This window comes from Corynebacterium sp. HMSC074A01 (assembly GCF_001831515.1).
GTDB lineage: Bacteria > Actinomycetota > Actinomycetes > Mycobacteriales > Mycobacteriaceae > Corynebacterium.
Genome location: NZ_KV825618.1, coordinates 104,500 through 128,782, shown reverse-complemented (window position 1 = coordinate 128,782; position 24,283 = coordinate 104,500). Strand labels below are relative to the sequence as shown.

Below are 24,283 nucleotides of genomic sequence, written 5' to 3'. Positions count from 1 at the left end.
GTGGAAAGCGGGGCGTCGATAAGCTTGGGCCCTATGGATTTCCCTGAACTTTCAACGCTCCGCGCACGCGGAACCCGCAAATGGACCCAGTACGACGACGATGTGCTGCCGCTGTTCGTGGCGGAAAGCGACTTCACCACCGCCGAGCCGGTGCGCGCCGTCATCGCTGACGCCGTCGAGCGCGAAATGTTCGGCTACACGCCCGCGCCGCAGGCGCAGCAGCTGCCCGAGCTGACGGCCGACTTCTACGACGCGCGCTACGGCTGGCGGCCGGACCCGGCGCGCATCTTTGCCATCCCGGACGTGGTACGCGGCGTGCTTTTGGCTATCCAGCACTTCACGCAGGGCCCGGTGATCGTGCCGGTGCCGGCTTACCACCCGTTCTTGGAGGTGGCCGAGACCGCCGGGCGCGAACGCATCAACGTCGCCGCGGTGCCGGGGCTCGACTTGGACGAGCTGGAGGCGGCGTTTGCGCGCGGCGCGGGCTCGCTGATCTTGACCAACCCGTATAACCCCGGCGGCTGGACGTTCGACGCCGAGCGCCTCGACGAGATCTGCGCGCTCGCCCGCCGTCACGGCGCACGCGTGATCGTTGACGAGATCCACGCCCCGCTCGTCTTCGACGGCGCCCACACCTGCGCGGCCGCGAACAACCCGGACGTGTGCATCACGATTACCGCCGCATCCAAGGCCTGGAACGTGGCGGGGCTCAAATGCGCGCAGCTGATCTTCTCCAACGACGAGGACGTAAAGACGTGGCAGGGTTTGAGCGGCGTGGCGAAGGACGGCACGGGCACGCTCGGCATCGTCGCGGCCGAGGCCTGCTACCGCGACGGGCGCGACTTCCTCGATGAGGAGATCGCCCAGCTGCGCAAAAACCGCGATTGGTTGGCTAAGGTGCTGCCGGAGAAGATTCCGGGCATCGACATCCAGCTGCCCCAGGCCACCTACCTGATGTTTTTGGATTTCCGCAACACCAAACTCACCACCGACAAGCCGGCCACGTGGCTGCGCACGCACGCGAAGGTGGCCATGAACGAGGGTGTAAGCTTCGGGCCCGGCGGCGAGCACAAGGCGCGGCTAAATTTTGCCACCAGCCCGGAGATCCTGGCTGAGGCCGTCGACCGCATGGCTGAGGCGATTCGCCTACTGTAGGAGGACATGGAGCAGACACCACAGGCCTCAGATTTCTTGCCCCCCGCGCCCCCGGAGCAGCCCTGGGAACGGCCCGAGCCCGAGTGGTACAAGGACGCGGTCTTCTACGAAGTCCTTGTCCGCGCCTTCTACGACCCGGACGATACCGGCATCGGCACGCTGAAGGGCTTGGAGGAAAAGCTCGACTACCTGCAGTGGTTGGGCGTGGATTGTCTGTGGCTGCCGCCGTTTTATGATTCGCCGCTGCGCGACGGCGGCTACGACATCCGCGACTTCCGCAAGGTGCTGCCGGAGTTCGGCACGGTGGAGGACTTCATCTCGCTGATCGACTCTGCGCACAAGCGCGGCATCCGCATCATCACCGACTTCCCCATCAACCACACCTCGGACACGCATGCCTGGTTCCAGGCCTCCCGGCAGGACCCGGACGGGCCCTACGGCGACTACTACGTGTGGAGCGACGACGACACGAAGTACGACGGCACCCGCATCATCTTCATCGACACCGAGGAGTCCAACTGGACGTGGGACCCGGTGCGCAAGCAGTACTTCTGGCACCGCTTCTTCTCCCACCAGCCGGACCTGAACTACGACAACCCGGCCGTCCAGGAGGAAGTCTTAGACATCATCCGGTTCTGGCTGGACCTGGGCATGGACGGCATCCGCCTCGACGCCATCCCCTACCTCTTCGAGCGCGAGGGCACCAGCTCCGAAAACCTGGCGGAAACCCACGGATTTATCAAGCGCGTGCGCACACTTTTCGACGAGGAGTACCCCGGCCGCTTCCTCCTTGCCGAAGCTAACCAGATGCCCGATGAAGTGGTGGCCTACTTCGGCGACGGCGGCCCCGACGGCGTCGGCGACGAGTGCCAGATGGCGTTCCACTTCCCCGTCATGCCGCGCATCTTCATGGGTATCCACCAGGAGTCCGCCCAGCCGATCATCGACATTTTGCGCGAGACCCCGGCGATCCCCGCGACCGCCCAGTGGGGCATCTTCCTGCGCAACCACGACGAGCTCACCCTGGAGATGGTCTCGGAGGACGAGCGCGACTACATGTACAAGCACTACGCCTACGACCCGCGCATGCGCGCTAACGTGGGCATCCGCCGTCGGCTCGCCCCGCTGCTCGGCGGCCACCGCGACCGCTTGGAGCTCGCCCACGCCCTGCTGTTGAGCCTGCCGGGTTCGCCGTTTTTGTACTACGGCGACGAGATCGGCATGGGCGACAACATCTGGCTGCCCGACCGCGACGGCGTGCGCACCCCGATGCAGTGGTCCAACGACCGCAACGGCGGCTTTTCCAAGGCGGAGCCGGAGCGCCTCTACCTGCCGCCGGTGCGCAACGACCAGTACGGCTACCACATCATCAACGTGGAATCGCAGATGAACCGCGAGAACTCGCTGTTGCAGTGGGTTCGCAAGCAGGTGCACATCCGCAAGCAGTACAAGGCGTTCGGCCGCGGCTCCTACATTGAGGTCGAGCACGGCAACGAGCAGGTACTCGCGTTCATCCGCGAGTACGACACCGGCTCCGGCGTGGAGCGCATCCTGTGCGTGAACAACATGAGCTCGCGCCCGCAGGCTGTGGAGATGCAGCTCGGCCAGTACGACGGTATTGTCCCGCGCGAGCTTTCCGGCGGGCTCGAGTTCCCGGCGATCGGCGAGCTGCCCTGGCTGGTCACCCTGGCCCCGCACGGTTTCTTCTGGTTCGACATCTCCTAGGAGCACCATGTTTGATATTGCCTCGCAGCGCTTCTACGGCGCGAAGTCCGAACCCGTCGACGCCATCGACGTCGCCGCCACCTGCCCCGTCGAAGGCGCGCAGTGGCAGCTTCTCGACGTCACGCACGGCGGGGTGACCGACACCTACCAAGTGCTGCTCGGCGGTGCCGATTTCGACACCGACGTGCTGCACACCGACGCCGGCGCCACCGCCTACCTCGCGGCGCTGCCGCAGCTAGGCGAGGTCCACGGCGAGCTGCGCACCGGCCCGGCCACCGCTTTGGGCGCGGAGCAGTCCAACACGTCACTGGTGGTCGGCGACACGATCGTGAAGGTCTTCCGCCGCCTCGAAGACAGGCTCAACCCGGACGTGGAGTTGCTCAGCCGGATCGGTTCCTGCCCCAACGTCGCCGCGGTCAACGCGTACGTCACCCGCGGCGAGCAGACGCTGGCGATGCAGCAGGAGCTGGTCCGCGGCGGCGTCGACGGCTTCGACCTGGCCACCGGCGGCGGGCTCGATGCTGACGCGACGCGCGCGCTCGGGGAGGCGATGCGCACCGTCCACGACGCGCTGACCGAAGAGTTCGGTGTCGAACACGTCGAGGCCGCTGAGATTGCGCAGCGCCTGGCCGCGAATCTGGAGGACTACGTGCGCCGCGCACCTGTCCTCGCGGATGTCGCGCCGCGCATCCGCGACCTCTACGCCGCACTTGACGCTCCCAGTGTGACGCCGGTGCAGCGCGTCCACGGCGACCTGCACCTAGGCCAGACGCTGAAAACGCCCGAGCGCTGGTACCTCATCGACTTCGAAGGCGAGCCCGCCCGCCCGCTCGCGCAGCGCCGCCGACCCGACCACCGGCTGCGCGACGTTGCCGGCATGGTCCGCTCGCTCGGCTACGCGCGCGCGGTCGGCGGCTTCGACGCTGACTGGGAACAGGCGCGCACCGCGGAGCTGCTCGACGGCTACGGCGTGGCGCGCGATGCGCTCCTTGCCGCCTACATCGTGGACAAGGCCGCCTACGAGGTGGTCTACGAGGCGAACAACCGGCCCGACTGGGTCGATATCCCACTCACCGCGATCAGGCAGCTGGTCTAAACCGGGGGTAGTCGGTCCGCGCGCGGGTGCGGTGCGCGCGGATCGGGTGTGAGCTGGGGGTTTGTGGGGGTGGGGAGCGTGGCGTCGAGAAGCGAAAGCTCAAAACGTTCCCACTAGGCGGGATACGTTTCCAAAAAATGGAATCTTCAGGGTACGCTAAAGCAACCTGATACTTACAAGGAGGTTCCAATGAGCTCCACAGCAACGCCCACCGCCAGCGGCGGGCACACCAAGACGATCGTCATCACGGCGCTCGCCCTGTTCTCCATGTTCTTCGGCGCGGGCAACCTGATTTTCCCGCCGATGCTCGCGGTGCAGGCCGGCGACAACTTCTGGCCCGCCATCCTAGGCTTCCTCGGCACGGGCGCGCTGCTGCCGGTGCTCGCCGTGATCGCGATTGCGCTGTCCGGCGCGAACGTCCGCGACCTCGCGCAGCGCGCCGGTTCCATCTTCGGCGTGGTCTTCCCCGTGCTGGCGTACCTCTCCATTGGTGCCTTCTACGCGCTGCCGCGTACCGGCGCAGTCTCGATGGAAACCGCGATCACCCCGCTGTTCGGCTGGGAGGGCGTGGCCGCCTCCGGTGCGTTTAACGTCGTCTTCTTCGGCGTGGCGCTCGCGTTGGCGTGGAACCCCACGCAGATTATGGAAACGCTGGGCAAGTTCCTCGTGCCCGCCCTGGTCATCCTGCTGATCATCATGATCACCGTGGCCGCCTTCCAGTGGACCGCAGAGCCTTCCACCCCCGCCGAGGCCTACGCCGACGGCCCGTTCACCGCGGGTCTGCTCGAGGGCTACCTGACCATGGACTCGATCGCCGCGCTCGCGTTTTCCATCGTGGTGATCTCCAGCCTGCAGTTCCAGGGTTTTAGCGAGGGCAAGCAAACCGTCCGCGGCACCATCTGGGCCGGCGTCGGCGCAGGCGCCATGCTCGGCGCAATCTACCTCGGCCTGGGCACGATTGGCCGCGTCATCCCGAACCCGGGCCAGTACGACAATGGTGCCGCGCTGCTTGCCGACGCCTCCAACCTGACCATGGGCACCGCAGGCCAAATCATCTTCGCACTGATCGTGCTGCTCGCCTGCCTGACCACCGCCGTCGGCCTGATCACCGCGACCGCGGAGTACTTCTCTTCCCAGTTCCCTGGTTCCTACGCCACCTGGGCCATCATCTTCACCATCACCTCCGCTGTGATTGCGACGCAGGGTCTCGAGTTCGTCATGTCGATTGCCGCGCCGGTGATCGGCTTCCTGTACCCGCCGGCCATCGCGCTGATCTTCGTCACCCTGATCGAGCCCGCCTTTGCCAAGCGCACCCGCTTTACCTGGGCGTTCTTCCTGCCGATCTGGGTCGCCGTGATCTACTCCGCCATCGAGACCTTCATCAGTCTGGGCTGGGCTGCCGACGCCCTGTCCCCGCTAATCACCTGGCTGCCGCTGCAGGCCGACGGGCTGGGCTGGGTCGTCCCGGTCGCCGTAACGTTTATCATCGGCATCGTCATCGACTGGGCCAACCCCAAGACCCCGATGGCCATCGGCACCCACGAGACGATCGACGGCGAGGTCGTCACCGCGTAGTGTGGGGGCATGCATACCCCGCTGTCGCTCATTGACTTTTGCACCCGATACCCCGACGAAACCGTCAGCGAAGCGCTCCAACGTTCTGTGGAGTTCGCGCAACAGGCGGAATCGTTGGGGTATTCGCGTATCTGGTACTCCGAGCACCACAACATGAGCTCGATTGTCTCCTCCTCCCCGGCCGTGCTCATCGCGCACATCGGGGCGAAGACCAACACGATCCGGCTCGGCTCCGGCGGCGTGATGCTGCCCAACCACGCCCCCTACGTCATCGCCGAGCAGTTCGGCATGCTCGAGGAGCTCTACCCCGGCCGCATCGACTTAGGCCTCGGTCGCGCACCCGGCACTGACCAGCAAACGCTCGGCCGCGCGTTGCGCCGCGACCCGCGCGCCGCCGAGAACTTCCCGCAGGACGTCGTGGAATTGCAGGCGTGGCTGTCCAACGAGTCGCCGCTGCCCGGTGTGACCGCCGTGCCCGGCTTTAACACCAACGTGCCGCTGATTATCCTCGGCTCGTCGATGTTCGGTGCCTCGCTCGCGGCCAAGCTCGGCATGCCCTACGCGTTCGCCTCGCACTTCGCCCCGCAGCACTTGGAGCAGGCCACCGCCTACTACCGCGAAAACTACGAGCCTTCCGAGCGTTACCCCGAGCCCTACTGTGTCGCCGCCGTTAACGTCACCGCCGCGGAGACGGAAGAAGACGCAGAGCGCCAAACCGCGCTGGTGCACCGCAACCGCGTGCGCGCCATGCTGGGCAGGCGGGGCCAGGTACTCAATGAGGAACAGCTCGACGCCGTGGTCGACTCCTTCCAGGGCCGCCAGATCATCGATATGCTCCGCTACACCGCCAAGGGCACCGCTGAGCAGGTCCGCGAGTATCTCGAGTGGTTCCAAAAACACGCCGGGGCCGACGAGCTGATGATCTCGCTGCAGGCCCCCAGCCACGAGGAGGTCCTGGCGTCGATGGACATCCTGTCCAAGCACTGGGACGCCTAGGCGCGCCCCGATGCATCCACTTCGGCCGCCGCAGCAGCACGAAGAGATTGCGGCGTACCTGCGCGATGAGATCTTCGCCGGGCGCATCCCCGCCGGCGAAGCGCTGCCCTCGGAGGCAGACCTGTGCACGCAATTCAACACCTCCCGTGGCCCGGTGCGCCAAGCCTTGTCAACGCTGCGCGCCGAAGGGCTGATCTCGGCCGGGCGAGGGCGACGCTCCCTCGTGCTGTCGAACACGCGCACCGAGTCCTTCGAAGAAATCCTGTCGAACACCGCGTGGATCACCAACATGGGCAAAGCCCCCGGCCAGGTGCTCGACTTCTTTGGCCGCGTCCCGCTTCCGGCGAGCGCCGCTGGCGCACTGCGCGTTGCTGCCGACACGCAGGCGGTGCACATCCGCCGCACCCGCACCGCGGACGGGGTCCCGCTGCTGTGCGAGTCGCTCTACTTCCATCCCGACCTCGACGACGAGCTTGCCACGCTCGACCCGGCACGGGATTCCATTCACCGCCATCTGAGCACCTGCGGCATCAACTGCAACAATCTGTCGCGTCGCCTCAACGTCCGCGCCGCCACCGCGGCGCAGGCCGACGCGCTTCGCATCGCCGCAGGTACGCCGGTCATTCAGGTGCAGATGACGGTGTTTGACCACGCGGGCGCGCCCGTCGAATTCGCGGTGCAGCTCTACCGCGCCGACACGCTGACCATCGGGCTGCACAACGTGCGGGGGCACGCGTCCCCCCTGTGGTTCGAAATCGATTCGTAACCCCAGCTAAGCGCCAATTACACTGTGCAGCCATGGCGAGATCCATGGACACTCGGCGACGCATCGCGGGCACGGTGCTCGCCGCCTCCGGCGCACTGTTCGGCGCGAGCGCGTGCGCGACCGACGGCGGCGCGCCCCCGCGCGACACCGTGGTGGTGGCGACCCAGGCCGCGCCCGCGAGCCTGGACTTTACCTCCACCGGCGGTGCCGCGGTGCCGCAGGCGATGATGGGCAACGTCTACGAGACGCTCGTGCGCATCGACGACACCGGCACGCCGCAACCTTTCCTGGCAGAACGCTGGGAGGAAAGCGCCGACGGCACCACTTACACCTTCCACCTGCGCCAGGACGTCACGTTTTCCGACGGCACCCCGTTCACCGCCGGCACGGCCGCCTTTTCCATCGACTACGTCAAGAACCACTGGACCAACGGGCTGAAGAAGCAGATGGACGCGGTCGCGGAAGCGCACGCGCTCGATTCGCACACGCTGGTCGTCACGCTCGCCGCACCGGACCCGGATTGGCTGTGGTCCATGGGCACGCTCACCGGCGCGATGATGGCCCCGGCGAGCATCGACCGGCTTGCCACCGACCCGCTCGGCACCGGCCCCTACCGCGTGGCCAGCTTCCGTGTCGGCGAGTCCATCGCCTTTCACGCCCGCGCCGACTACTGGGGCGGGCCCGTGGCACGCGACGCGGCGATCCGCTACTTCGACGACTCCACCGCCGCCGTGAACGCGTTGCGCACCGGCGACGCGGACGTCGTCTGGGCGATGCAGGCGCCACAGCTTCTCGACGCCCTGCCCGAAAACATCACCGTCGACATTGGTACCACCAACGGCGAGGTGTTGTTCTCCATGAACAACAACCGCGCCCCCTTCGACGATCCGGATGTCCGCCGCGCCGCCGCCTACGCCATCGACCGCGACGCCATCAACGCGGTCGTCTACAACGGGCTGGCCACTGACACCGGCGGCGCACCCGTCCCGCCGACCGACCCCTGGTACACCGGCGAGAACTTCTACCCCTTCGACCCCGACCGCGCCCGCGCGCTGCTCGCCGGCCGCACCCCGGAGGTCACAATCACCGTGCCGAACCTCGCCTACGCGCAAACGGCGAGCGAGCTGATCTACTCGCAGCTTGCCGACGTCGGCTTCCGCGTCCGGCTCGAAACCGTCGAATTCCCGGCGGTGTGGCTGAACGACGTGCTCAACGGGCACGACTACCAGGCCTCGCTCGTCGCGCACGTCGAGCCGCGCGACCTCGGCATGCTATTCGGCAACCCCGACTACTACCTCGGCTACGACTCCGCCGCCGTGCGCGCCGCGCTTGCCGACGGCGACCGCGAAACAGCCGTGAACACCATCATGGCCGACGCCGGCGCGCTCACCCTCGCCAACGCGCCCAACGTCGTGCTCTACGCCCCCGGCGTGCGCGGGCTGAACCCGAACGTGGTCACCGACGCGCTCGAACTACGCAAGGTGGAGAAATAACCATGCCAACCACATTTGCCGCCCGCGCCGGCCGCGCCCTTGCCCGGTTTGCGCTCCTGCTCGCCGCCGCCAGCCTCATCATCTTCCTGCTCCTGCGCGCAGTACCCGGCGACCCGGCGCGCGTCGCGCTCGGCGTTGCCGCAACCGAGGAGGACGTCGCCGAGCTCGCTCGCCAGCTCGGCACCGACCGCCCGCTTGTCACCCAATACTTCAGCTGGGTCACCGGGATGCTCACCGGCGACTTCGGGATCTCCATGGCCAGCGGCACCCCGCTCGGGCCCCAGCTCGCAGAGCGCGCGGGCGTCTCGCTTGTGCTCACGCTTAGCGCGATGGCCGTCTCGGTGTGCATCGCGGTCCCGCTGGGCGTGTACTTGGCGCGCCGCCGCGGAACCGCCGACGCCGCGATCGTCGACGGGCTGACCCAAATCGGAATCGTCGTGCCCTCCTTTCTGGTGGGCATCCTCGCCGTCGCGCTGTTTTCGGTGCGGCTCGGGTGGCTGCCGGCCAACGGTTGGGGCACGCCCGCGCACGCCGTACTACCGGTGGTCGCGCTCACGCTGGTGCAGGCGTCGATCCTGACCCGCTACGTGCGCGCCGCGATTGCCGAGGAGTTGGAGAAAGACTATGTGCGTACGGCGAGGGCGAGCGGAGCGTCAATAAGGACTGCATTGGCGTGCCACGCGCTGCGCAACGCCGCGCTGCCCGTGCTCACCGTGACCGGCGTGCAGCTGTCGGCGCTGATCGTGGGGGCGGTCGTCATCGAGCGGGTGTTTGCGATTCCTGGGCTCGGGAGCATGCTTCTCGACGCCGTCGGCAACCGCGACCTCACCCAAGTCCAATCCGTCATGATGTGCATCGTCGCGTTCACCCTTCTGGTGAACCTGGTGGTGGATGTAAGCTACGCCGCGATCGACCCGCGGACCCGGAGGCGCGCATGACACGCACTAACACCTCGCGCGCTCTCGGCTGGGTGCTCATCGGCACCGCCGCGTTCGCCGCGCTACTTTCACTGTTTTGGACCCCCTACGACCCACTGCACGCCGACCCCGCCGCACGCCTGGCGGGCCCGAGCTGGCAGCACTGGATGGGCACCGACGCGTTGGGGCGCGACATCACCTCGCGCATCATGCACGGGGCGCGATTTACGCTATCCGTCGCCTGCGCCGCCGTCGCCTGCTCCGCGCTTGTTGGCGTGCCGCTCGGCGTGCTCGCGGGCATGCGGCGGCGCGCCGGGCACGCCGTGATGGCGGGCGCGGACCTTTTGCTCGCCTTCCCTGCGCTGCTGCTCGCGATCGTGTTCACGGCGGTGTTCGGCGCGTCGACGTGGGTGGTCATTGCCGCCGTCGGCATCGCCGGCATCCCCGGGTTCGTGCGCGTCGCGCGCGTCGGCACCATGCAGATCATGCACCAGGACTACATCCTCGCCGCCCGGATCAGCGGCGTGCCCGCCTTGAGGATCGCTACGCGCCACGTGCTGCCCAACATCGCCCCTATTATTACAGTGCAAATTTCGACTGCGCTCGCGCTGGCCATCCTCGCCGAAGCGGGCCTGTCCTTCCTCGGCCTGGGCACGCCCGCCCCGTATGCGTCGTGGGGGCGGATGCTGCAGGCCTCGCAGCCGTACCTGGCCACCTCCCCTCACCTGGCGCTGTGGCCCGGCTTCGCCATCTCACTCACCGTTTTAGGCTTCAATCTTCTCGGCGATCGGAGGACACCGTGACCGCCCCCGTTATTACGGTCGATTCGTTGAGCGTGCCGGGCATTCTCCACGACGTCTCCTTCACCGTCGCCCGCGGCGAACGCGTCGGGGTCATCGGCGAATCCGGCTCCGGCAAATCCGTCACTGCCTTAAGCATCATGGGGCTTGCCGACGCGCCGGGGCTGCCCGCCGCGCGCGGCTCCGTCACCGTCGCCGGCGTCCAGATGGTCGGCACGCGCGACCGGGTGCGCCGCAGCGTGCGCGGCAGCCGCGTCGCCATGGTCTTCCAGGAGCCGATGACCGCGCTCGACCCGCTGACCAAGGTTGGCCGCCTCGTGCCGCGCGAGCTTTTGCGCCAGGTGGGCGTCGACCGGCCAGACGCGTACCCGCACCAGCTCTCCGGCGGGCAGCGTCAACGCGTGCTCATCGCGCTGGCGCTGTCGCAAGACCCCGACGTGCTGATTTGTGACGAGCCCACCACCGCCCTCGACGTGACCACGCAGGCGCAGATCCTCGACCTCCTCGACGAGCTGGTAAGCGAGCGCGGCATGGGGCTGCTGTTCATCTCCCACGACCTCGCCGTCGTCCGCCGCATGACCGACCGCACGCTCGTCTTCCACCAAGGCCGCATCGTCGACGGCGACAGCGAGTACGCCCGCCAGCTCGAGTCCGCCGCCCGGCCGGGCCCGCCCGCGCCGGCGCCGTGCGAAATCGCTTCCTCGGCGGCGGTCGAGTTGGATGGCGTGTGCGTCGACCGCGGCGGCACGCGCGTGCTTTCCGACGTCAACCTCACCGTCCACGAAGGCGAACGCCTCGCAATCGTCGGCGGCTCCGGCTCCGGCAAAACCACCCTGCTGCACGTCATCGCGGGCCTCATCACCCCTTCGGCGGGCGAGGTGCGCGCCGAGAAACACCTGCAGATGGTCTTCCAGGACCCGTACTCCTCACTCGACCCGCGGATGCGGGTGCGCGATTCCATCCGCGAGACCGGTGTCACCGCCGACGCCGCCGATAAGGTCCTCGACGCCGTCGGGCTTGCCGGCACCGGTGATCGCCTCCCCCGCGCGTTTTCCGGCGGCCAGCGCCAGCGCATCTCAATCGCGCGCGCCGCCGCCCCGCGCCCGCGCCTGTTGCTTGCCGACGAGCCCGTCTCCGCCCTCGACGCCACCATTCAGCACCAGGTGCTCGAACTGCTGCGTGCGACCGTCGGTAAGCACACGCTCATTTTTGTCACCCACGACCTGCAGGTCGCGCGCGAGCTGTGTCCGCGACTGGCGGTGATGGAGCGCGGCCGCATCGTCGAGCACGGCGCCACCGAGGAAACCTGGGCGAACCCGCAACACGAATACACGCAGGCACTGCTGGAGGCGATCATTCCGTACGATGAGTAGGCATGAGCCACTCATCTGCAGACATCGTCGTGGTCGGCTCCATTAACGCCGACCTCACCGTCACCGTGCCGCGCCACCCGAACCCCGGCGAAACCCTCCTGGGCGACGGAGGCGGGCTCACCGCCGGCGGGAAGGGTGCCAACCAGGCGTGCGCGGCGGCGAAGCTGGGTGCCAGCGTCGCGCTCGTCGGCGCGGTCGGCGACGATGCGAACGCCGGTCCCGCGACTGCCGTGCTGCGCGCGTCCGGCGTCGACTTAAGCAACGTCGAAGAGGTCGAGGACGTCACCGGCCTTGCCGTGATCACGGTTGCGGCCGACGGGGAGAACACGGTGCTCGTCGTGCCCGGCGCGAACGCGTGTGTCGACGCTGCTTATGTCCGCGCCCACAGTGCCCCCGTCGAGGACGCGCAGCTCGTTCTCCTGCAAGGCGAAATCCCGGCGGACGGTTTCGCCGAAGCGGTCGCGCTTGCCGGCGGGCGCGTCGTGGTCAACCTCGCCCCAGTCGTCGACGTCCCGCGCGAGGCCCTGCTGCAGGCCGATCCGCTGCTGGCCAACGAGCACGAAGCGGGGCTGATCCTCGCCCAACTTGGCGCGGACGACACCGGCGAGCCGGAGACGCTCGCGCAGCGCCTGCTGGAGGTGGGTTTCCCCTCCGTGGTGCTCACCCTCGGCGCGGCCGGTGCCCTGGTTGCCGACGCCGACGGCCTGCGCCCCATCCCAACCCCGCGCGTCGACGCGGTCGACACCGTCGGCGCGGGCGACGCGTTCGCGGGCGCGCTGTGCCACCGGCTGGTCGCAGGCGACTCGCTCGACGAGGCCGCCGCCTTCGCCGCCCGCGTCGGCGCGTTCGCCGTGCAGCGCCCCGGCGCGCAGCCATCCTACCCTTCGGCGGCGGACGAACTGCCTAGTTGTAAATCTGCGGAATAAGCGCCCAGCTGAGCACGTGCTCTTCGACGCGCTCAAAACCACTGGTCAACAGCTCAAACTCGGTGGCCTCTGCCTCGCTGAGCTGCGCTTCTTCGCGGGGAAACGGTCGTTGCATGCCCTGATCATAGCCCGCCCGCGCTAGTTCGTGCCCGCGGCGCGGTCGAGCAGCTGCCCCAGCACCGCCGCACCATGTTTGCGCAGGCCGTCGTGCTGGTAGTGCGCCGTCTCCCACGCGTCGATGCCAAGCGTGCGCGCCGTTTCCAGCGAGAGTTCGCGCGGTACGTAGATGTCGTCGGTGTAGACGGCGGCAACGCGCTTCCCGTCGGCGGCGTCGTGCGCGGCCACCCCGTCGACGATGCCCGCGTACTGGTTCGCCCAGTCGTCTTTCGCCACGAGCGCGTGCGCGGCGTCCGTGAAGGGGCGCAGCGCGGGGTCTTCGTCGAATTGGAAGGGGAAGATGTGTTCACCGGTGAGGTAGAACTCGTCGTCATCGGGCGTGGCGTCGGGGCCGAAGCCGGCGATCGCGCGCGAGACCCGCTCGGCGGACCAGTCGGTCGCGCCCGCCACCGTGCCGCCGTAGATGGATTCGTGGATCGCAGCGTAGAGCGGGTTGGGCGCGAAACTCACGCGCTGGCCGACCGCGGCGAGAAAGTCGGTGCGCAGCCGCCCGTTGGGATGAAACGGTGCCTCGAGCAGGTTCGCGAGCGAGGCGAACCCACCCTCCTGCCCAAGCTCGATACCGATGGTGCGGAAGCGGCGCGGGGTGAGCCGCTCGCCGGTGGGCAGCGTCTCCTCGGTGGTGGCGAGGTGGCGGCAGACCTCGCGAATCATCCGCTCCGCCTCCGGCAGCGCCAGATTGAACGCGCGGTGGCGGGTGCGCAGTTTGGCAAAGGTCGCCTCGTAGACCGCATCAGGGCCCTCGCTTATCGACGCCAACCCGCCCGTAAACACCGCCACCCCGATCCGCTCCGGCGCGGTTGCAAGGTAGTGCAGCAGGCAGAAACCGCCGAAGGACTGACCCAGCACGTCCCACCGGGTGATGCCGAGCGCCTCGCGGATCGCCTCGGCGTCCTTGATGATCTCGGGCGCGCGCAGCTGTACGAGCGTTTCCGCAGTGATGAGTTCCGGTGTTGCGGCGTCGATACGCGTCGAACGGCCCGTGCCGCGCTGATCCAGCAACACGACCCGGTAGCCGCGGCGCAGCGCCTCCTGGATCCACTCGAAGCGCTCCCGCGGCGCCGGCGAGCCGGGCCCGCCCTGGAGGAACAGCAACGCCGGCGCGTCCGGCTGGCCCATCACGCGCGCGAAGATTCTCCACTGGTCTCTGGTGATTTCGACGGTTGACTCCATATGCCCGATCGTAGACACTATCCGGGTGATTGCCGCCTACCATCGCCTCGCACGCCGTGACCGCACCCGCCCGTACCGCTGGTGGCGCCCGGGCGTCGAGATTGCCGTTGCCGGTCTGCTCTTCGTCGTGCTGCAGGCGGTGTGGGTGGTGCCCTTCTTACTGATCAACGGCGTGGAGCAGCCGGGCGGCATCGCCGAGGGCAACCCCACTTCCATGCTCTTCGGCTACGGGGCGATCGCGCTGACGATCCCGGCCGCGTTTGTTGCCGCCTGGGCGTCGGGCCGTGACGTGCGCGTCCTCTGGTCGATCGAGCGCAGATTCCGATGGCGCTTCTTCCTCCCCGCGCTCGCCGCGTTTGCCGCGCCGAGCCTGCTCGCGCTCGCGGTGGGTGTACTCGCCTTCGGTGCCCCGCCCGCGCGCCTCGACGCAGTCTTCTTCTCCTGCGTTGTGATCACGCTGTTGGTGCTGCCGCTGCAGTGTTTGGCCGAGGAGCTTCTTTTCCGAGGCAGTCTTGTGCAGTGCGTTGGCGCGTGGGCGCCGTCGCCGTGGGTTGCGTATCTCGTGCCGGTGCCGCTGTTCGTTTTCGGCCACACCGGCGGTGGAGGGCAACTCGTCACCGTGACGATCTTCGCGCTATTAGCCGCGCTCCTTGTGCACCGCACCGGCGGGCTTGAGCTCGCGCTGGCGCTGCACATTGTCAACAACGCGAACGTCTCTTACGCCAACTTCTCCGGCATCGCCGATCTGGATTCGTCGCGCGCGTTCCTCCCGATCGCGGGCCTGCTCGGCGCTTTCCTGCTCGCTGTGCTCGCCAGCGTCGTGGTGGGCGCTAAGGTTGCCCCCATGCCGACTTTCGACGCCCACCTGCGCCACCTGCCCCACACGACCGGCGACCTGCTGTTCCAATCAGCTGCCAACCCCGCCCACGGGGGCGTGCCCGTCGTCGCGCCCTGGTTCGCGCAGACGCTTGGCCCGCAGATGCACGGCTGGGCCAACCAGCTGCCCTGGGTGCGCACTGCGCAAAACGACGGCACCACAGCCGAACTGACCAACGACCACCTGCGCCTGACCTACACCGTGTGCACCGAACCCGACATCTCGTTTCACCTGCGCGTCGACAACCTCGACGACGTCCCGCGCCGCATCCAGCTCGCGCTGCACCCATACTGGGCGGTCGACGCTGCCGGTGCCCGCGTTACGGGGCTTGAGGGCGCGCCCTACTTCGATAAGATCGCCGGTGCCACGAGCACGCTCGAGTCCCCCATCGTGTTCGGCGAGGAAGTCGACCGCGTGGTGGGCACCACCGCGCAGTGCTCGCTTAGCGACGCCCACCGCACCCTCACCTTCACCACCCACGGCACCGACCACGTCGTGGTCTGGAACCCCGGCCCCGAAGTATGCGCCCATGACGAAAGCCTCGGCACCGACGACTGGGCGAGGTTCGTCTGCGTCGAACCGGCGCTGCTCGGCGAGAACCGGGACGGCGTAGTACTCGCGCCGGGCGAGTCCGCGGAAATCGGTCTCGACGTACACGTCACCGCGCCGACGCAGCCATGACGCAGTTCCACAGTGCCGCGCACGCCGACGTCGGCGTGCGCGTTGGCGAGCTTGTGCTGCTCGTCGTCTTTGCGACCGCCTTCGGCGTGGCCGCCGCGTTCGGTCTCCAAACGACGGGCACGGTTGACCCCCGGTTCGAGCCGCTGTGCATCCTCGCCGCGACCCTGCCCGCAGCCCCGCTCGCACGCGCGTGCACCGGGCGACACCCCGCCACGCTCATCTCCGCGGAAAGGCGCATCCGCTGGGGACTTGTCGGCCGCGCGCTCGCGGTGACGGTGTGTGTCTACGCCGTCGCGACCCTTGCATCCCCTGGGTCACCTGCACTCGGCTGGGGCGCGTTCCTCTTCCTTTGCACCGTCGTCGCGCTGCAGGCCGCCGCAGAAGAACTCGTCTTCCGGGCCGCGCTGCCGCAAATGCTCGGTGGCCTGGCCGCGCCACTCGCCTACGGCCTGCCGACGCTGGGTTTTGTCGCCCTGCACACGGGTAACGCGGGCACGCTTGCTGACGTCGCCGTCTTCGCCACCTGCGCCGCCTGGCTCACCTGGCGCACCCGCGGCATCGAGGCCGCGTGGGTGTTACACCTGGTAGGTAACGTGTGGGGGCTCGCGGCGTCGATAAGCGAAGGGCCCTGGGGCACGGTGGCCACGGTTGTGGCGACCGCCTTGATCGGGGTGTTTAGCCCTCGTCGGTAGACAGCGCCGCGACGAACGCCTCCTGCGGCACGGTGACCGAACCGATCGCCTTCATACGCTTCTTACCCGCCTTCTGCTTCTCCAGCAGCTTGCGCTTACGCGAAATGTCGCCGCCGTAGCACTTCGACAGCACGTCCTTGCGCATCGCGCGGATGTTCTCGCGGGCGATGATCTTCGAACCGATCGCGGCCTGCACCGGCACCTCGAACTGCTGACGCGGGATGAGCTCTTTCAGCTTCTTCGTCATCTTGTTGCCGTACCACTGCGCAGAATCCCGGTGCACGATCGCCGAGAACGCATCCACCGGATCACCCTGCAGCAGAATGTCCACCTTAACCAGGTTCGCCTCCTGCCACCCGGCGTCCTCGTAGTTCAGCGAGGCGTAGCCCTTCGTGCGGGACTTGAGCATGTCGAAGAAGTCGAAAATGATCTCGCCGAGCGGGATGAGGTAGCGCAGCTCCACGCGGTCCTCGGACAGGTACTCCATGTTCTTCATCTGGCCACGCTTGGACTGGCACAGCTCCATCGTGGAGCCGACGAACTCCTGCGGCACGATGATCGTCATGTTCACCACCGGCTCAAACACCTGCTGCAGCTTGCCGCCCGGCCAGTCGGACGGGTTGTGCACCATGTGCTCGGTACCATCCTCGGCGATCACGCGGTAGGTCACCGACGGCGCGGTCGAAATCAGGTCCAGGTCAAACTCGCGCTCGAGGCGGTCGCGGGTGATCTCCATGTGCAAAAGCCCCAAGAAACCACAGCGGAAGCCGAAGCCAAGCGCCACCGACGTCTCCGGCTCCCACGTCAGCGAGGCGTCGTTGAGTTGCAGCTTCTCCAAGCTCTCGCGCAGCGCCGGGAAGTCCTCCTGGCTCACCGGGAACAAGCCCGAATACACCATCGGCTTGACCTCCTCGAAGCCATCCAGCGGCTCGTCGGCACCCTTCTGCGCCCACGTGACGGTATCGCCCACGCGGGTCTCACGCACGTCCTTCACACCGGTGATGAGGTAGCCGACCTCGCCGGGGCCCAGGCCCTTCGTCTTCTTCATCGTCGGCGAGACCACGCCAATCTCCAGAATCTCGTGCTGCACGCCGGTGTTCATCATCTGCACGCGCTGGTTCGGCTCCAACTTGCCGTCCATCATGCGGACGTAGGTGACGACGCCGCGGTAGGTGTCGTAGACCGAGTCGAAGATCAGCGCGCGCGCTGGTGCGTCCGCGCCGTGCTCCGATGCCGGCGCCGGGATCAGCTCGACGACCTTGTCCAACAGCTCCGACACGCCCTCGCCTGTCTTGCCGGAAACGCGCAGCACTTCCTCGGGCTCGCAGCCAATGATGTGGGCGATCTCGTTCGCGTACTTCTCCGGGTCGGCCGCCGGCAGGTCAATCTTGTTCAGCACCGGGACGATCTCGAGGTCGTTTTCCATGGCCATGTACAGATTGGCAAGGGTCTGTGCCTCGATCCCCTGCGCCGCGTCGACAAGCAAAATTGCCCCCTCGCAGGCGTCGAGCGAACGCGACACCTCGTAGGAGAAGTCGACGTGGCCCGGGGGGTCAATCATCTGCAGGACGATGTCTTGGCCGGCGAACTCGCCCGTCTTCGGTGTCCACGGCAAGCGCACGTTCTGAGCCTTAATGGTGATGCCACGCTCACGCTCGATATCCATATTGTCCAGGTACTGGTCACGCATCTCGCGCGCGGCGACTACGTTGGACAGCTGCAAAATGCGGTCCGCGAGCGTCGATTTACCGTGGTCAATATGAGCGATAATGCAGAAGTTTCGAATCCGCGAGGGATCGGTAAACGTCTGTTCCGCAAAATTCTTCGTCGTGGCAGCCATAGTTCCACCATCCTACCGGGGCCAACCCACCCCCAACCACTTGTCCCACCCGCACCAAGCGCCTAAAGTGGCGAGCAACACGAACGGGAGGTTCGCCAACGTGGAATCACACCGAGAAGCCGGTACCCGCGGCGATGGCCCGCGCCTGGTCAAGCGGCAAGGCAGCTTCGCGCCGCTCAACAAGCTCAAGGCGAAAACCTCCCACCTATTTAAGCGACGTTCGCGTCGAGAACGGCGCACCGCGTCCCTCGACCAAGGCCTCGCACTGCTCAACGAACGCCTCGGCACACGCAACCCCGCGCACGAACCACGCACCGCCACCTACGTCACCGTCAAACCGACCGCACTCTTGCCGCGCAATATCTACTACGCGCCCGACATGGACGGCAACGCCGAGCCCGGGGAAGTCGTGTGGGTCACCATGCCTTCGCACCCGCCGCGGCAACGCAGCATGCTCGTCGTCGGCCGCGAGCGCAACGAGGTGCTCGGGCTGCTCATCTCCCCCGAATCCGAGCACGCTAACGACGAGCGCTGGCTCGGCATCGGCGCAGGCGAATGGCACGAATCCGGCAAACCCTGCTGGGTGCGCCTGGACAAAACGCTCATCGTCCCCGAAAGTGACCTGCACCGCTCCGGCACGATTATCCCGCCGCGTCGCTTTGAGCGCGTCGCCAACCGGCTTCGGGACCGCTTCGACTGGGGCTAAGCAGTTTGGAGCTTGCGCCTGCACCCTGCTAGTTTGGAGGAGTTGTTCTCGCCCGGGAGATTTCAGGGCTGTTTGACGACGCGGGCAGGACCTTGGGTCCGCGTAAACCGCGCTGCGGTTGCCACAGTCAAACGCTTACGCCCTTTCCGGTGAAGATCGACATGACCGATCCGAATACGAAAGACCAAGAGGTACATCATGGCAAACATCAAGCAGCAGAAGAAGCGCGTTCTCACCAACGAGAAGCGTCGTCAGCGCAACAAGTCCGTCCGCTCCGCCACCCGCACGGAGATCCGCAAGTTCCGCGAGGCCGTGGAGTCCGGCGACAAGGCTGCCGCTGAGGCACAGCTGCGCGTTGCTTCCCGCAAGCTCGACAAGGCCGTGACCAAGGGCGTCTTCCACCGCAACAACGCGGCGAACAAGAAGTCCAACATGGCACAGGCGCTGAACAAGATGGCGTAACAAACGCCTTCGCGCCGACGGCGCGAGCGCGTGTCACCCCCGCCCTAGCCCTTCAAGGCTAGTGGCGGGTTTTATCTTTTTATGCGCTTACCCCCGGAGTGTATTTAGCTTGCGGCTAGATTACGATACTCGTTCGTGAAGAAACCTCGTCGCTACCAGCGCGCATTGTGCTCCGCTGCCATTGCAGCCGGCCTGGCGCTCGGCTCCACTGCCGTTGTGGACGCCCCTTTGACCGAAGAAGCGCACGCCGCTTCGCTTTCCGACGTCATCCCGGAGATCCCCGGCGTTGACCCCGTCATCGCACAGCGCATTGGCACGCTGATCGCGCTGCTGGTCATCCTCGGCATCGCACTTCCCGTTGTGGGTACCGAAGGATCCTCCGGCGCTGGCGGTACTGGTGGCGCGTCTGACGGCGGCTACCGCGGCGGCCGGGACGCAGGGTTCGCGCCCGACGGCACGATGCGCCGCACCATCAGCGTCGGCGGCCGCACCCGCTCCTACAACATGGTCCTGCCACCGGGGTACGCAGAGGGCAACTCCTACCGCATCATTTTCGGCTTCGGTGGTTGGCAGCACTCCGCGGAGCGGGCTCATGAGTACCTACGCCTGGAGGACGCTGCCACGGACACGATCGTTGTCTACGGCCAGGGCGTCGACAACGCGTGGGCCGGCGCCCCGTATGCAAAGACCAGCATCAACCATGACATCGCCTACGTTCGCGCGGTGATTGCGGACCTCGCCGAGAACTTCGGCGGCGACCGCAACCGCGTCGCCGCAATCGGCCTGTCGAACGGCGGCGGCATGGCCGCAGTGCTTGGCTGCCACGCCTCCGACACTGTCAAGGCCATCGCTTCCGCGGCCGGCGCGTACTACGACCCAACGGTCAGCAACTGCGACTTCGGCCGCGTTGCCACCTTGTTGATGCACGGCACCCGAGACGATGTCATCAACTACAACGGCGGCACCCGCCACGGCGGTGCCTACCAGCCGGTGACTCGCGTGCTCGACACGTTCGGGCAAAAGAACGGCTGCTCGACCCGCACCTTTGAATATGGTGGTCTTTTCGGCGCCACCTCCATCGAGCCAATCGGGTGCATCACCCCGACGCGGCTCGTGCGCGTCAACGGCGGCGGTCACACGTGGTTTACCCGCCCCGACGCGACGAGGGAGTCCGTAGACTTCGTCATGCAGCAGCTCTAGCTGATGCTGCGCGCGGGGGCTACGCCAACGCGAGCGCCCCACGCGCGCACAGCACCGCGCCCACCACGATGAAGAAGAGGCCCGCCGCAATATCGATAAACGGGCCCGCCCCGAGCAAACGGCGGCGCACCTTTTCCGTCGAAATCACCTGCGTGTAGACGGCGAAGAGCGCGAAAGAGCTCAGCCACAACGCGGCGATGACCACCACCGCGGTAGCCACCGAAGGGTGAGCTGGGAGCAGTGGCGCAATCATCGCGGACAGGGCGAGCACGATTTTCGGGTTAGCTAGATTCGTCGTCAGTCCGCGCCAGTAGCTCGCCCGAGGACTGCCAAGCCGCTTCGCCGCCTCCACCGTATTCGGCGGCGGCTTGCGGCGATCCGCCCACCCACCGCGCACGTTACCGACGCCCATCCAGACCAAAAACGTCCCGCCGACGAGCTGCACCGCCTCGAGTGCCCAGGGAAACGCATTCAGCAGCGCGGTCGCGCCAATGACGGTGAGCGTGCACCAGAACAACACGCCAGTCTGCACGCCGAGAGTGGTCGCCCACGCGTGCTTGCGTGAGCGGGTGCCCGTGCGGGTCAGCAAAATGACGTCGGGGCCGGGCGATGCCGCACCCAATACGTTGAGCCCGACGATGACGGCGAGGTCGCCGAACCCGATCATGCCTCGCGCCTCGGCGGCAGCAGATCGATGAGCTCGGCGCGCCCGAACATGGTGGCGGTCTCGCGGGCGGTGGGGTGGCCGGCGTCGGGGTCGGCGTTGGCGTCGATAAGCATGCGCACGATCGCCTCATCACCTTGAAACACTGCACCTGCCACGATGCTCTGGCCGCGCTCGTTGAGTTTGTTCACGTTAGCGCCGCGCTCGAGCAACCCCCGCACGAGCTCGGGGTGGCCGGCATAGGCGGCGAGCATCAAGAAACTATTGCCATCCTGGTTGCTCAAATCTACGTCGACCCCGCGGTCAACGTACTCCAGCAGCTGCAGCTGCCCCGATCTGGCCAGGGAAAACAGCGCAGTGGCGAACTCCTGCACGTCCTCCGGAATCTCATCGCTCATAACGAAAAAGTATCACGCGAGCTGTGCAATCCGGCGCACCGCGTTCTCCACCGCGAACTCGGGCACGCCCCCGTTGCCCTTCACCTCCGCGTCCAAGTCTGCGACGATGATGACCGCCTCCGATACCGCGGCAGGCGACCAGCGGCGCGCAATCTGCATCGTTTTCTTCACGCCCCACGGCGCCATGCCCAGGTCGCGGGCAAGCGCGTTCGGATCTCCCCGCATGCCCTGCAGCTTCGCGACGTCGCCAACCTTGTAAGCAAGCGCAGCCGCGATCGCGACCGGATCGGTTCCGAGCTGCAGTGCCCGGCGCGTCGACGCAAGCGCACGATCCGCGCGCCCCTGCACCGCGAGCTCGGCAATATCGAACCCGGCGACCTCGGCCACACCCGTGTAGTAGTCGCGCACCGCCTGGACGGTCACCTGCCCGCCCGTGTCCGCGACAAGCTGCGAGACGGCAGAGGCCAGCTCGCGCAAGTCTGAACCAACGGACTCGAGCACCGCTGACACCACGTCCTGGTGCGGGCGCACCCCGTGGCGACGGAACTCCGCGGTCAGCCACGCCGGACGGTCACGCGCACTGACCGGGTCCACCGCGTGTACCTCCGCCAGCTTCTTGAACTTCGTCACCGCCGCCTTCTGGTGGCCTTTGCCGGTGTGCTCGATAACGATGGTCATGCCCGGGGCAGGGTTCTTGCACGCCTCCAAGAGCACCTGCGTCGGCTCTTTGCGAGCCATCTCCGTCTTCTTCACCACCACGACGCGCTCCTCGGCAAACAGCGACGGGCTTGTCGCCATCGCAATTTCGCCCTCGGTGACGTCGCCGGCACGCAGCGTCGTCACCTCGACCGCCGGGCCGAGGCTGTCGATGATTTCCTTGGTGACGCGCTCGGCGAGAAACGTCTCCTCACCAAGTACAAGGTGAACCGGGTTGAGCATGCCCCCAAGCTTACGGGCCGAGCAGACGCTGCGTCCCGTCGGCGTAGAGCACCACACGCCCATCTCGGTTGGGGAACAGCACCGGAATACCGGAGGTGGTCACCACCGGGAAGCGGTGCGGGCGGCCACCTTCCAAAACGACGACGAGTTCGGTGCCGGCGGGGATCGGCTCGACGTCTTCTTTTGTTTCGACCACGTGCGCGCGCAGCGTGGTCGGGTCGATCGGTCGTGCCGCATGAAACGACACGTTGGTACCAAGAAGCAACGCCGCCACCACCGCAAACGTGACCCGCGGCCGGTGGAGCAGAAAACCAGCAACGATCCACCCGTAGCAGACCAGCACTACCGGCGGGGACGCGTTCACCGTTGCCGAGGGAAGGTTCGCGCCGTACGCAGCCACAGCCTGCACCCACCAAGCAAGGGGCTCAACTATCCATAGCACGAGCGCCTCAAAGCCGCCTGGGACGAGCGAAAGCACACACGCGATAAGCCCCAGCACCGTAATCGGCGGCACCACAGGGGCGACGAGCACGTTGGCGACTACTGAGACGAGCGAGACCTGCCCGGCCATAAGCGCGATGATCGGCATCGTCGCAATGTCGGCGGCGATCGCCACGGCCAGCGCGCGCACCACGATGTCCGGCCATTGAGTAAACGCCAGCGCGCGGTACAGCAGCGGCGAGAGTGCGACGATCCCTGCGGTTGCGGCGACCGAAAGCGCAAACCCGTAGTGCACCGCTAAGTCGGGGTCAACCAAGACGAGGCCGATGATGGAAAAACACAGCGCATGGATCGGCTCCGCGCGGGTCGAAGCCATGACGGCGGTCAGCCCCACCAAACCGGTGACAGAGGCCCGCAGCACGCTAGGGTCCGGCCCCACCAAGCCGGCGAACAGCAGCAGCGCAGCCGTGGCGGCAGCGAGCCGATAGCGCAGCCCGAAGCCCAACAGGGCCGCAGCGATCACCGCCGCGCTCGTCACGATGGCGACGTTTGATCCGGACACCGCAGACAGGTGCGAAAGGCCCGTATCGATGTACATCTGCTGCTCCGCGTCGCTCTGGGAACTGGTGTCTCCGAGCACCATCCCCGGGATCAGCCCGCGGGTTGCCTCACCAACTTGCGCTTGTACTGCCTGGTCAAAGGTGGTTCGCACATAGTCGGCGAGCCGAGCCATCCCCTGCGGACCGGCGTGCACTGCGATGTCGCCATTGATCGTCACGGTACCGACGCCCGGCACCGTGGACTCTCCGACCGTGCCGATGGCTTCAACGTGCGCGCCGGGAACCGCGTGCGGCGGTAGGTCCTCCGTAAACACCGGCATGGCCGCGGGGTAGCCGTCGACATTCATCCGGATCAAGTAACCGCCGCTCGCAAGCTCGCGCGGCTGTCCACTGATGGTTCCCACCACGCTCCCCTGTGTATGCCCGGTCTTCTCCCAACGGCTCGCCAGCACGCAGCGCAGCTGCGTCCCCAGCGTGGATGCAGCCCCCAGACCTGCAACCAGAATCGCTTGGCCGTACTCCTTGTACAGCACGCACACGCCGGCCCCGACTGCGAGCGCTCCCCCAGCCCATACCGGGCCCCACAGCAGGCAGCACAGCGCTCCCGCCCAGACGCCCACTGCTGCGGGCACGAGTCGTAATTCCTGCATG

Annotated in this window: 23 protein-coding genes; 16 read left to right on the top strand and 7 right to left on the bottom strand. The window is 67.0% G+C overall.

Going from position 1 to position 24,283, the window contains the following annotated elements; all coding sequences use genetic code 11:
* Positions 1–33: 33 nt before the first annotated feature.
* From HMPREF2550_RS06245 to HMPREF2550_RS06195, 11 genes are all read left to right on the top strand, one after another.
* Complete coding sequence (locus HMPREF2550_RS06245) at positions 34–1,155, top strand: MalY/PatB family protein (RefSeq protein ID WP_070790351.1); 1,122 nt, start codon at positions 34–36, stop codon at positions 1,153–1,155.
* Positions 1,156–1,161: 6 nt separating this feature from the next.
* Positions 1,162–2,880, top strand: a complete 1,719-nt coding sequence (treS, locus tag HMPREF2550_RS06240) for a maltose alpha-D-glucosyltransferase (protein ID WP_070790350.1) — start codon at positions 1,162–1,164, stop codon at positions 2,878–2,880.
* 7 nt (positions 2,881–2,887) lie between these two features.
* Positions 2,888–3,976, top strand: a complete 1,089-nt coding sequence (locus HMPREF2550_RS06235) for a trehalose synthase (RefSeq protein ID WP_070790349.1) — start codon at positions 2,888–2,890, stop codon at positions 3,974–3,976.
* 189 nt (positions 3,977–4,165) lie between these two features.
* Positions 4,166–5,551, top strand: a complete 1,386-nt coding sequence (gene brnQ, locus HMPREF2550_RS06230) for a branched-chain amino acid transport system II carrier protein (protein WP_070790348.1) — start codon at positions 4,166–4,168, stop codon at positions 5,549–5,551.
* Between the two features lie 9 nt (positions 5,552–5,560).
* Positions 5,561–6,547 carry an LLM class flavin-dependent oxidoreductase gene (locus HMPREF2550_RS06225; RefSeq protein WP_070790347.1) on the top strand — a complete coding sequence of 329 codons (987 nt, stop codon included), beginning with the start codon at positions 5,561–5,563 and terminating at the stop codon, positions 6,545–6,547.
* A 10-nt stretch (positions 6,548–6,557) separates the two neighbouring features.
* Positions 6,558–7,313 carry a GntR family transcriptional regulator gene (locus HMPREF2550_RS06220; RefSeq protein WP_070790346.1) on the top strand — a complete coding sequence of 252 codons (756 nt, stop codon included), beginning with the start codon at positions 6,558–6,560 and terminating at the stop codon, positions 7,311–7,313.
* A 32-nt stretch (positions 7,314–7,345) separates the two neighbouring features.
* Entirely contained in the window at positions 7,346–8,806 is a 1,461-nt protein-coding gene (locus tag HMPREF2550_RS06215; protein ID WP_246819771.1) for an ABC transporter substrate-binding protein, read from the top strand.
* 2 nt (positions 8,807–8,808) lie between these two features.
* Positions 8,809–9,744 carry an ABC transporter permease gene (locus HMPREF2550_RS06210; RefSeq protein ID WP_070790344.1) on the top strand — a complete coding sequence of 312 codons (936 nt, stop codon included), beginning with the start codon at positions 8,809–8,811 and terminating at the stop codon, positions 9,742–9,744.
* A complete protein-coding gene (locus tag HMPREF2550_RS06205) occupies positions 9,741–10,526 on the top strand; it encodes an ABC transporter permease (RefSeq protein ID WP_070790343.1) in 786 nt (261 codons plus the stop codon). Before HMPREF2550_RS06210 ends, HMPREF2550_RS06205 begins: the two co-directional genes overlap by 4 nt.
* The gene (locus HMPREF2550_RS06200) at positions 10,523–11,896 is read left to right on the top strand and encodes an ATP-binding cassette domain-containing protein (protein ID WP_070790342.1); all 1,374 of its coding nucleotides are present in this window, start codon (positions 10,523–10,525) and stop codon (positions 11,894–11,896) included. The genes HMPREF2550_RS06205 and HMPREF2550_RS06200 overlap by 4 nt, the downstream gene beginning before the upstream one ends.
* Before the next feature lie 2 nt (positions 11,897–11,898).
* Positions 11,899–12,822, top strand: coding sequence for a ribokinase (locus HMPREF2550_RS06195; RefSeq protein WP_070790341.1), 924 nt, complete (start codon positions 11,899–11,901; stop codon positions 12,820–12,822).
* Here the strand turns inward: HMPREF2550_RS06195 and HMPREF2550_RS12250 are convergent.
* Positions 12,800–12,937 carry a hypothetical protein gene (locus HMPREF2550_RS12250; protein ID WP_168167092.1) on the bottom strand — a complete coding sequence of 46 codons (138 nt, stop codon included), beginning with the start codon at positions 12,935–12,937 and terminating at the stop codon, positions 12,800–12,802. The two genes, HMPREF2550_RS06195 and HMPREF2550_RS12250, sit on opposite strands and share 23 nt — an antisense overlap.
* Positions 12,938–12,960: 23 nt before the next feature.
* Positions 12,961–14,172, bottom strand: coding sequence for an alpha/beta fold hydrolase (locus HMPREF2550_RS06190; RefSeq protein WP_070790340.1), 1,212 nt, complete (start codon positions 14,170–14,172; stop codon positions 12,961–12,963).
* 25 nt (positions 14,173–14,197) lie between these two features.
* Here HMPREF2550_RS06190 and HMPREF2550_RS11840 point away from each other — a divergent pair, with 25 nt between their 5' ends.
* Together HMPREF2550_RS11840 and HMPREF2550_RS06180 are read left to right on the top strand one after the other, a co-directional pair.
* Positions 14,198–15,730, top strand: a complete 1,533-nt coding sequence (locus HMPREF2550_RS11840; RefSeq protein ID WP_083319807.1) for an aldose epimerase family protein — start codon at positions 14,198–14,200, stop codon at positions 15,728–15,730.
* A complete protein-coding gene (locus tag HMPREF2550_RS06180; RefSeq protein ID WP_070762176.1) occupies positions 15,727–16,422 on the top strand; it encodes a CPBP family intramembrane glutamic endopeptidase in 696 nt (231 codons plus the stop codon). The genes HMPREF2550_RS11840 and HMPREF2550_RS06180 overlap by 4 nt, the downstream gene beginning before the upstream one ends.
* Here the strand turns inward: HMPREF2550_RS06180 and lepA are convergent.
* A complete protein-coding gene (gene lepA / locus HMPREF2550_RS06175; protein ID WP_070790339.1) occupies positions 16,406–18,262 on the bottom strand; it encodes a translation elongation factor 4 in 1,857 nt (618 codons plus the stop codon). The genes HMPREF2550_RS06180 and lepA overlap by 17 nt on opposite strands.
* Before the next feature lie 100 nt (positions 18,263–18,362).
* On the opposite strand from lepA, the gene HMPREF2550_RS12450 reads away from it, so the two are divergent.
* The 3 genes from HMPREF2550_RS12450 to HMPREF2550_RS06160 all read left to right on the top strand — a co-directional run bounded on the left by HMPREF2550_RS12450 (position 18,363) and on the right by HMPREF2550_RS06160 (position 20,630).
* Entirely contained in the window at positions 18,363–18,968 is a 606-nt protein-coding gene (locus HMPREF2550_RS12450; protein ID WP_246819770.1) for a type II toxin-antitoxin system PemK/MazF family toxin, read from the top strand.
* Between the two features lie 198 nt (positions 18,969–19,166).
* The gene (gene rpsT / locus HMPREF2550_RS06165; protein ID WP_038591974.1) at positions 19,167–19,430 is read left to right on the top strand and encodes a 30S ribosomal protein S20; all 264 of its coding nucleotides are present in this window, start codon (positions 19,167–19,169) and stop codon (positions 19,428–19,430) included.
* A 135-nt stretch (positions 19,431–19,565) separates the two neighbouring features.
* A complete protein-coding gene (locus HMPREF2550_RS06160) occupies positions 19,566–20,630 on the top strand; it encodes a CE1 family esterase (protein WP_141757725.1) in 1,065 nt (354 codons plus the stop codon).
* Between the two features lie 19 nt (positions 20,631–20,649).
* On the opposite strand, the gene HMPREF2550_RS06155 is transcribed toward HMPREF2550_RS06160, so the two are convergent.
* From HMPREF2550_RS06155 to HMPREF2550_RS06140, 4 genes are read right to left on the bottom strand one after another with little or no spacing between them, the layout of a single operon-like run.
* A complete protein-coding gene (locus tag HMPREF2550_RS06155; protein WP_070762173.1) occupies positions 20,650–21,297 on the bottom strand; it encodes a LysE family translocator in 648 nt (215 codons plus the stop codon).
* Positions 21,294–21,692: an ankyrin repeat domain-containing protein gene (locus HMPREF2550_RS06150; RefSeq protein WP_070790338.1), complete on the bottom strand. Its 399-nt coding sequence runs from the start codon at positions 21,690–21,692 to the stop codon at positions 21,294–21,296. Before HMPREF2550_RS06150 ends, HMPREF2550_RS06155 begins: the two co-directional genes overlap by 4 nt.
* A 12-nt stretch (positions 21,693–21,704) precedes the next feature.
* Positions 21,705–22,631 carry a DNA polymerase III subunit delta gene (holA, locus tag HMPREF2550_RS06145; protein WP_070762171.1) on the bottom strand — a complete coding sequence of 309 codons (927 nt, stop codon included), beginning with the start codon at positions 22,629–22,631 and terminating at the stop codon, positions 21,705–21,707.
* Positions 22,632–22,641: 10 nt separating this feature from the next.
* Positions 22,642–24,282: a ComEC/Rec2 family competence protein gene (locus HMPREF2550_RS06140; RefSeq protein ID WP_070790337.1), complete on the bottom strand. Its 1,641-nt coding sequence runs from the start codon at positions 24,280–24,282 to the stop codon at positions 22,642–22,644.
* Position 24,283 lies beyond the last annotated feature (1 nt).

Coding starts and splice junctions, on each gene's coding strand:
- HMPREF2550_RS06245 (WP_070790351.1), top strand. CDS start 34: ATGGATTTCCCTGAACTTTCAACGCTCCGCGCACGCGGAACCCGCAAA.
- treS (WP_070790350.1), top strand. CDS start 1,162: ATGGAGCAGACACCACAGGCCTCAGATTTCTTGCCCCCCGCGCCCCCG.
- HMPREF2550_RS06235 (WP_070790349.1), top strand. CDS start 2,888: ATGTTTGATATTGCCTCGCAGCGCTTCTACGGCGCGAAGTCCGAACCC.
- brnQ (WP_070790348.1), top strand. CDS start 4,166: ATGAGCTCCACAGCAACGCCCACCGCCAGCGGCGGGCACACCAAGACG.
- HMPREF2550_RS06225 (WP_070790347.1), top strand. CDS start 5,561: ATGCATACCCCGCTGTCGCTCATTGACTTTTGCACCCGATACCCCGAC.
- HMPREF2550_RS06220 (WP_070790346.1), top strand. CDS start 6,558: ATGCATCCACTTCGGCCGCCGCAGCAGCACGAAGAGATTGCGGCGTAC.
- HMPREF2550_RS06215 (WP_246819771.1), top strand. CDS start 7,346: ATGGCGAGATCCATGGACACTCGGCGACGCATCGCGGGCACGGTGCTC.
- HMPREF2550_RS06210 (WP_070790344.1), top strand. CDS start 8,809: ATGCCAACCACATTTGCCGCCCGCGCCGGCCGCGCCCTTGCCCGGTTT.
- HMPREF2550_RS06205 (WP_070790343.1), top strand. CDS start 9,741: ATGACACGCACTAACACCTCGCGCGCTCTCGGCTGGGTGCTCATCGGC.
- HMPREF2550_RS06195 (WP_070790341.1), top strand. CDS start 11,899: ATGAGCCACTCATCTGCAGACATCGTCGTGGTCGGCTCCATTAACGCC.
- HMPREF2550_RS12250 (WP_168167092.1), bottom strand. CDS start 12,937: ATGCAACGACCGTTTCCCCGCGAAGAAGCGCAGCTCAGCGAGGCAGAG.
- HMPREF2550_RS06190 (WP_070790340.1), bottom strand. CDS start 14,172: ATGGAGTCAACCGTCGAAATCACCAGAGACCAGTGGAGAATCTTCGCG.
- HMPREF2550_RS06180 (WP_070762176.1), top strand. CDS start 15,727: ATGACGCAGTTCCACAGTGCCGCGCACGCCGACGTCGGCGTGCGCGTT.
- lepA (WP_070790339.1), bottom strand. CDS start 18,262: ATGGCTGCCACGACGAAGAATTTTGCGGAACAGACGTTTACCGATCCC.
- rpsT (WP_038591974.1), top strand. CDS start 19,167: ATGGCAAACATCAAGCAGCAGAAGAAGCGCGTTCTCACCAACGAGAAG.
- HMPREF2550_RS06155 (WP_070762173.1), bottom strand. CDS start 21,297: ATGATCGGGTTCGGCGACCTCGCCGTCATCGTCGGGCTCAACGTATTG.
- HMPREF2550_RS06150 (WP_070790338.1), bottom strand. CDS start 21,692: ATGAGCGATGAGATTCCGGAGGACGTGCAGGAGTTCGCCACTGCGCTG.
- holA (WP_070762171.1), bottom strand. CDS start 22,631: ATGCTCAACCCGGTTCACCTTGTACTTGGTGAGGAGACGTTTCTCGCC.
- HMPREF2550_RS06140 (WP_070790337.1), bottom strand. CDS start 24,282: ATGCAGGAATTACGACTCGTGCCCGCAGCAGTGGGCGTCTGGGCGGGA.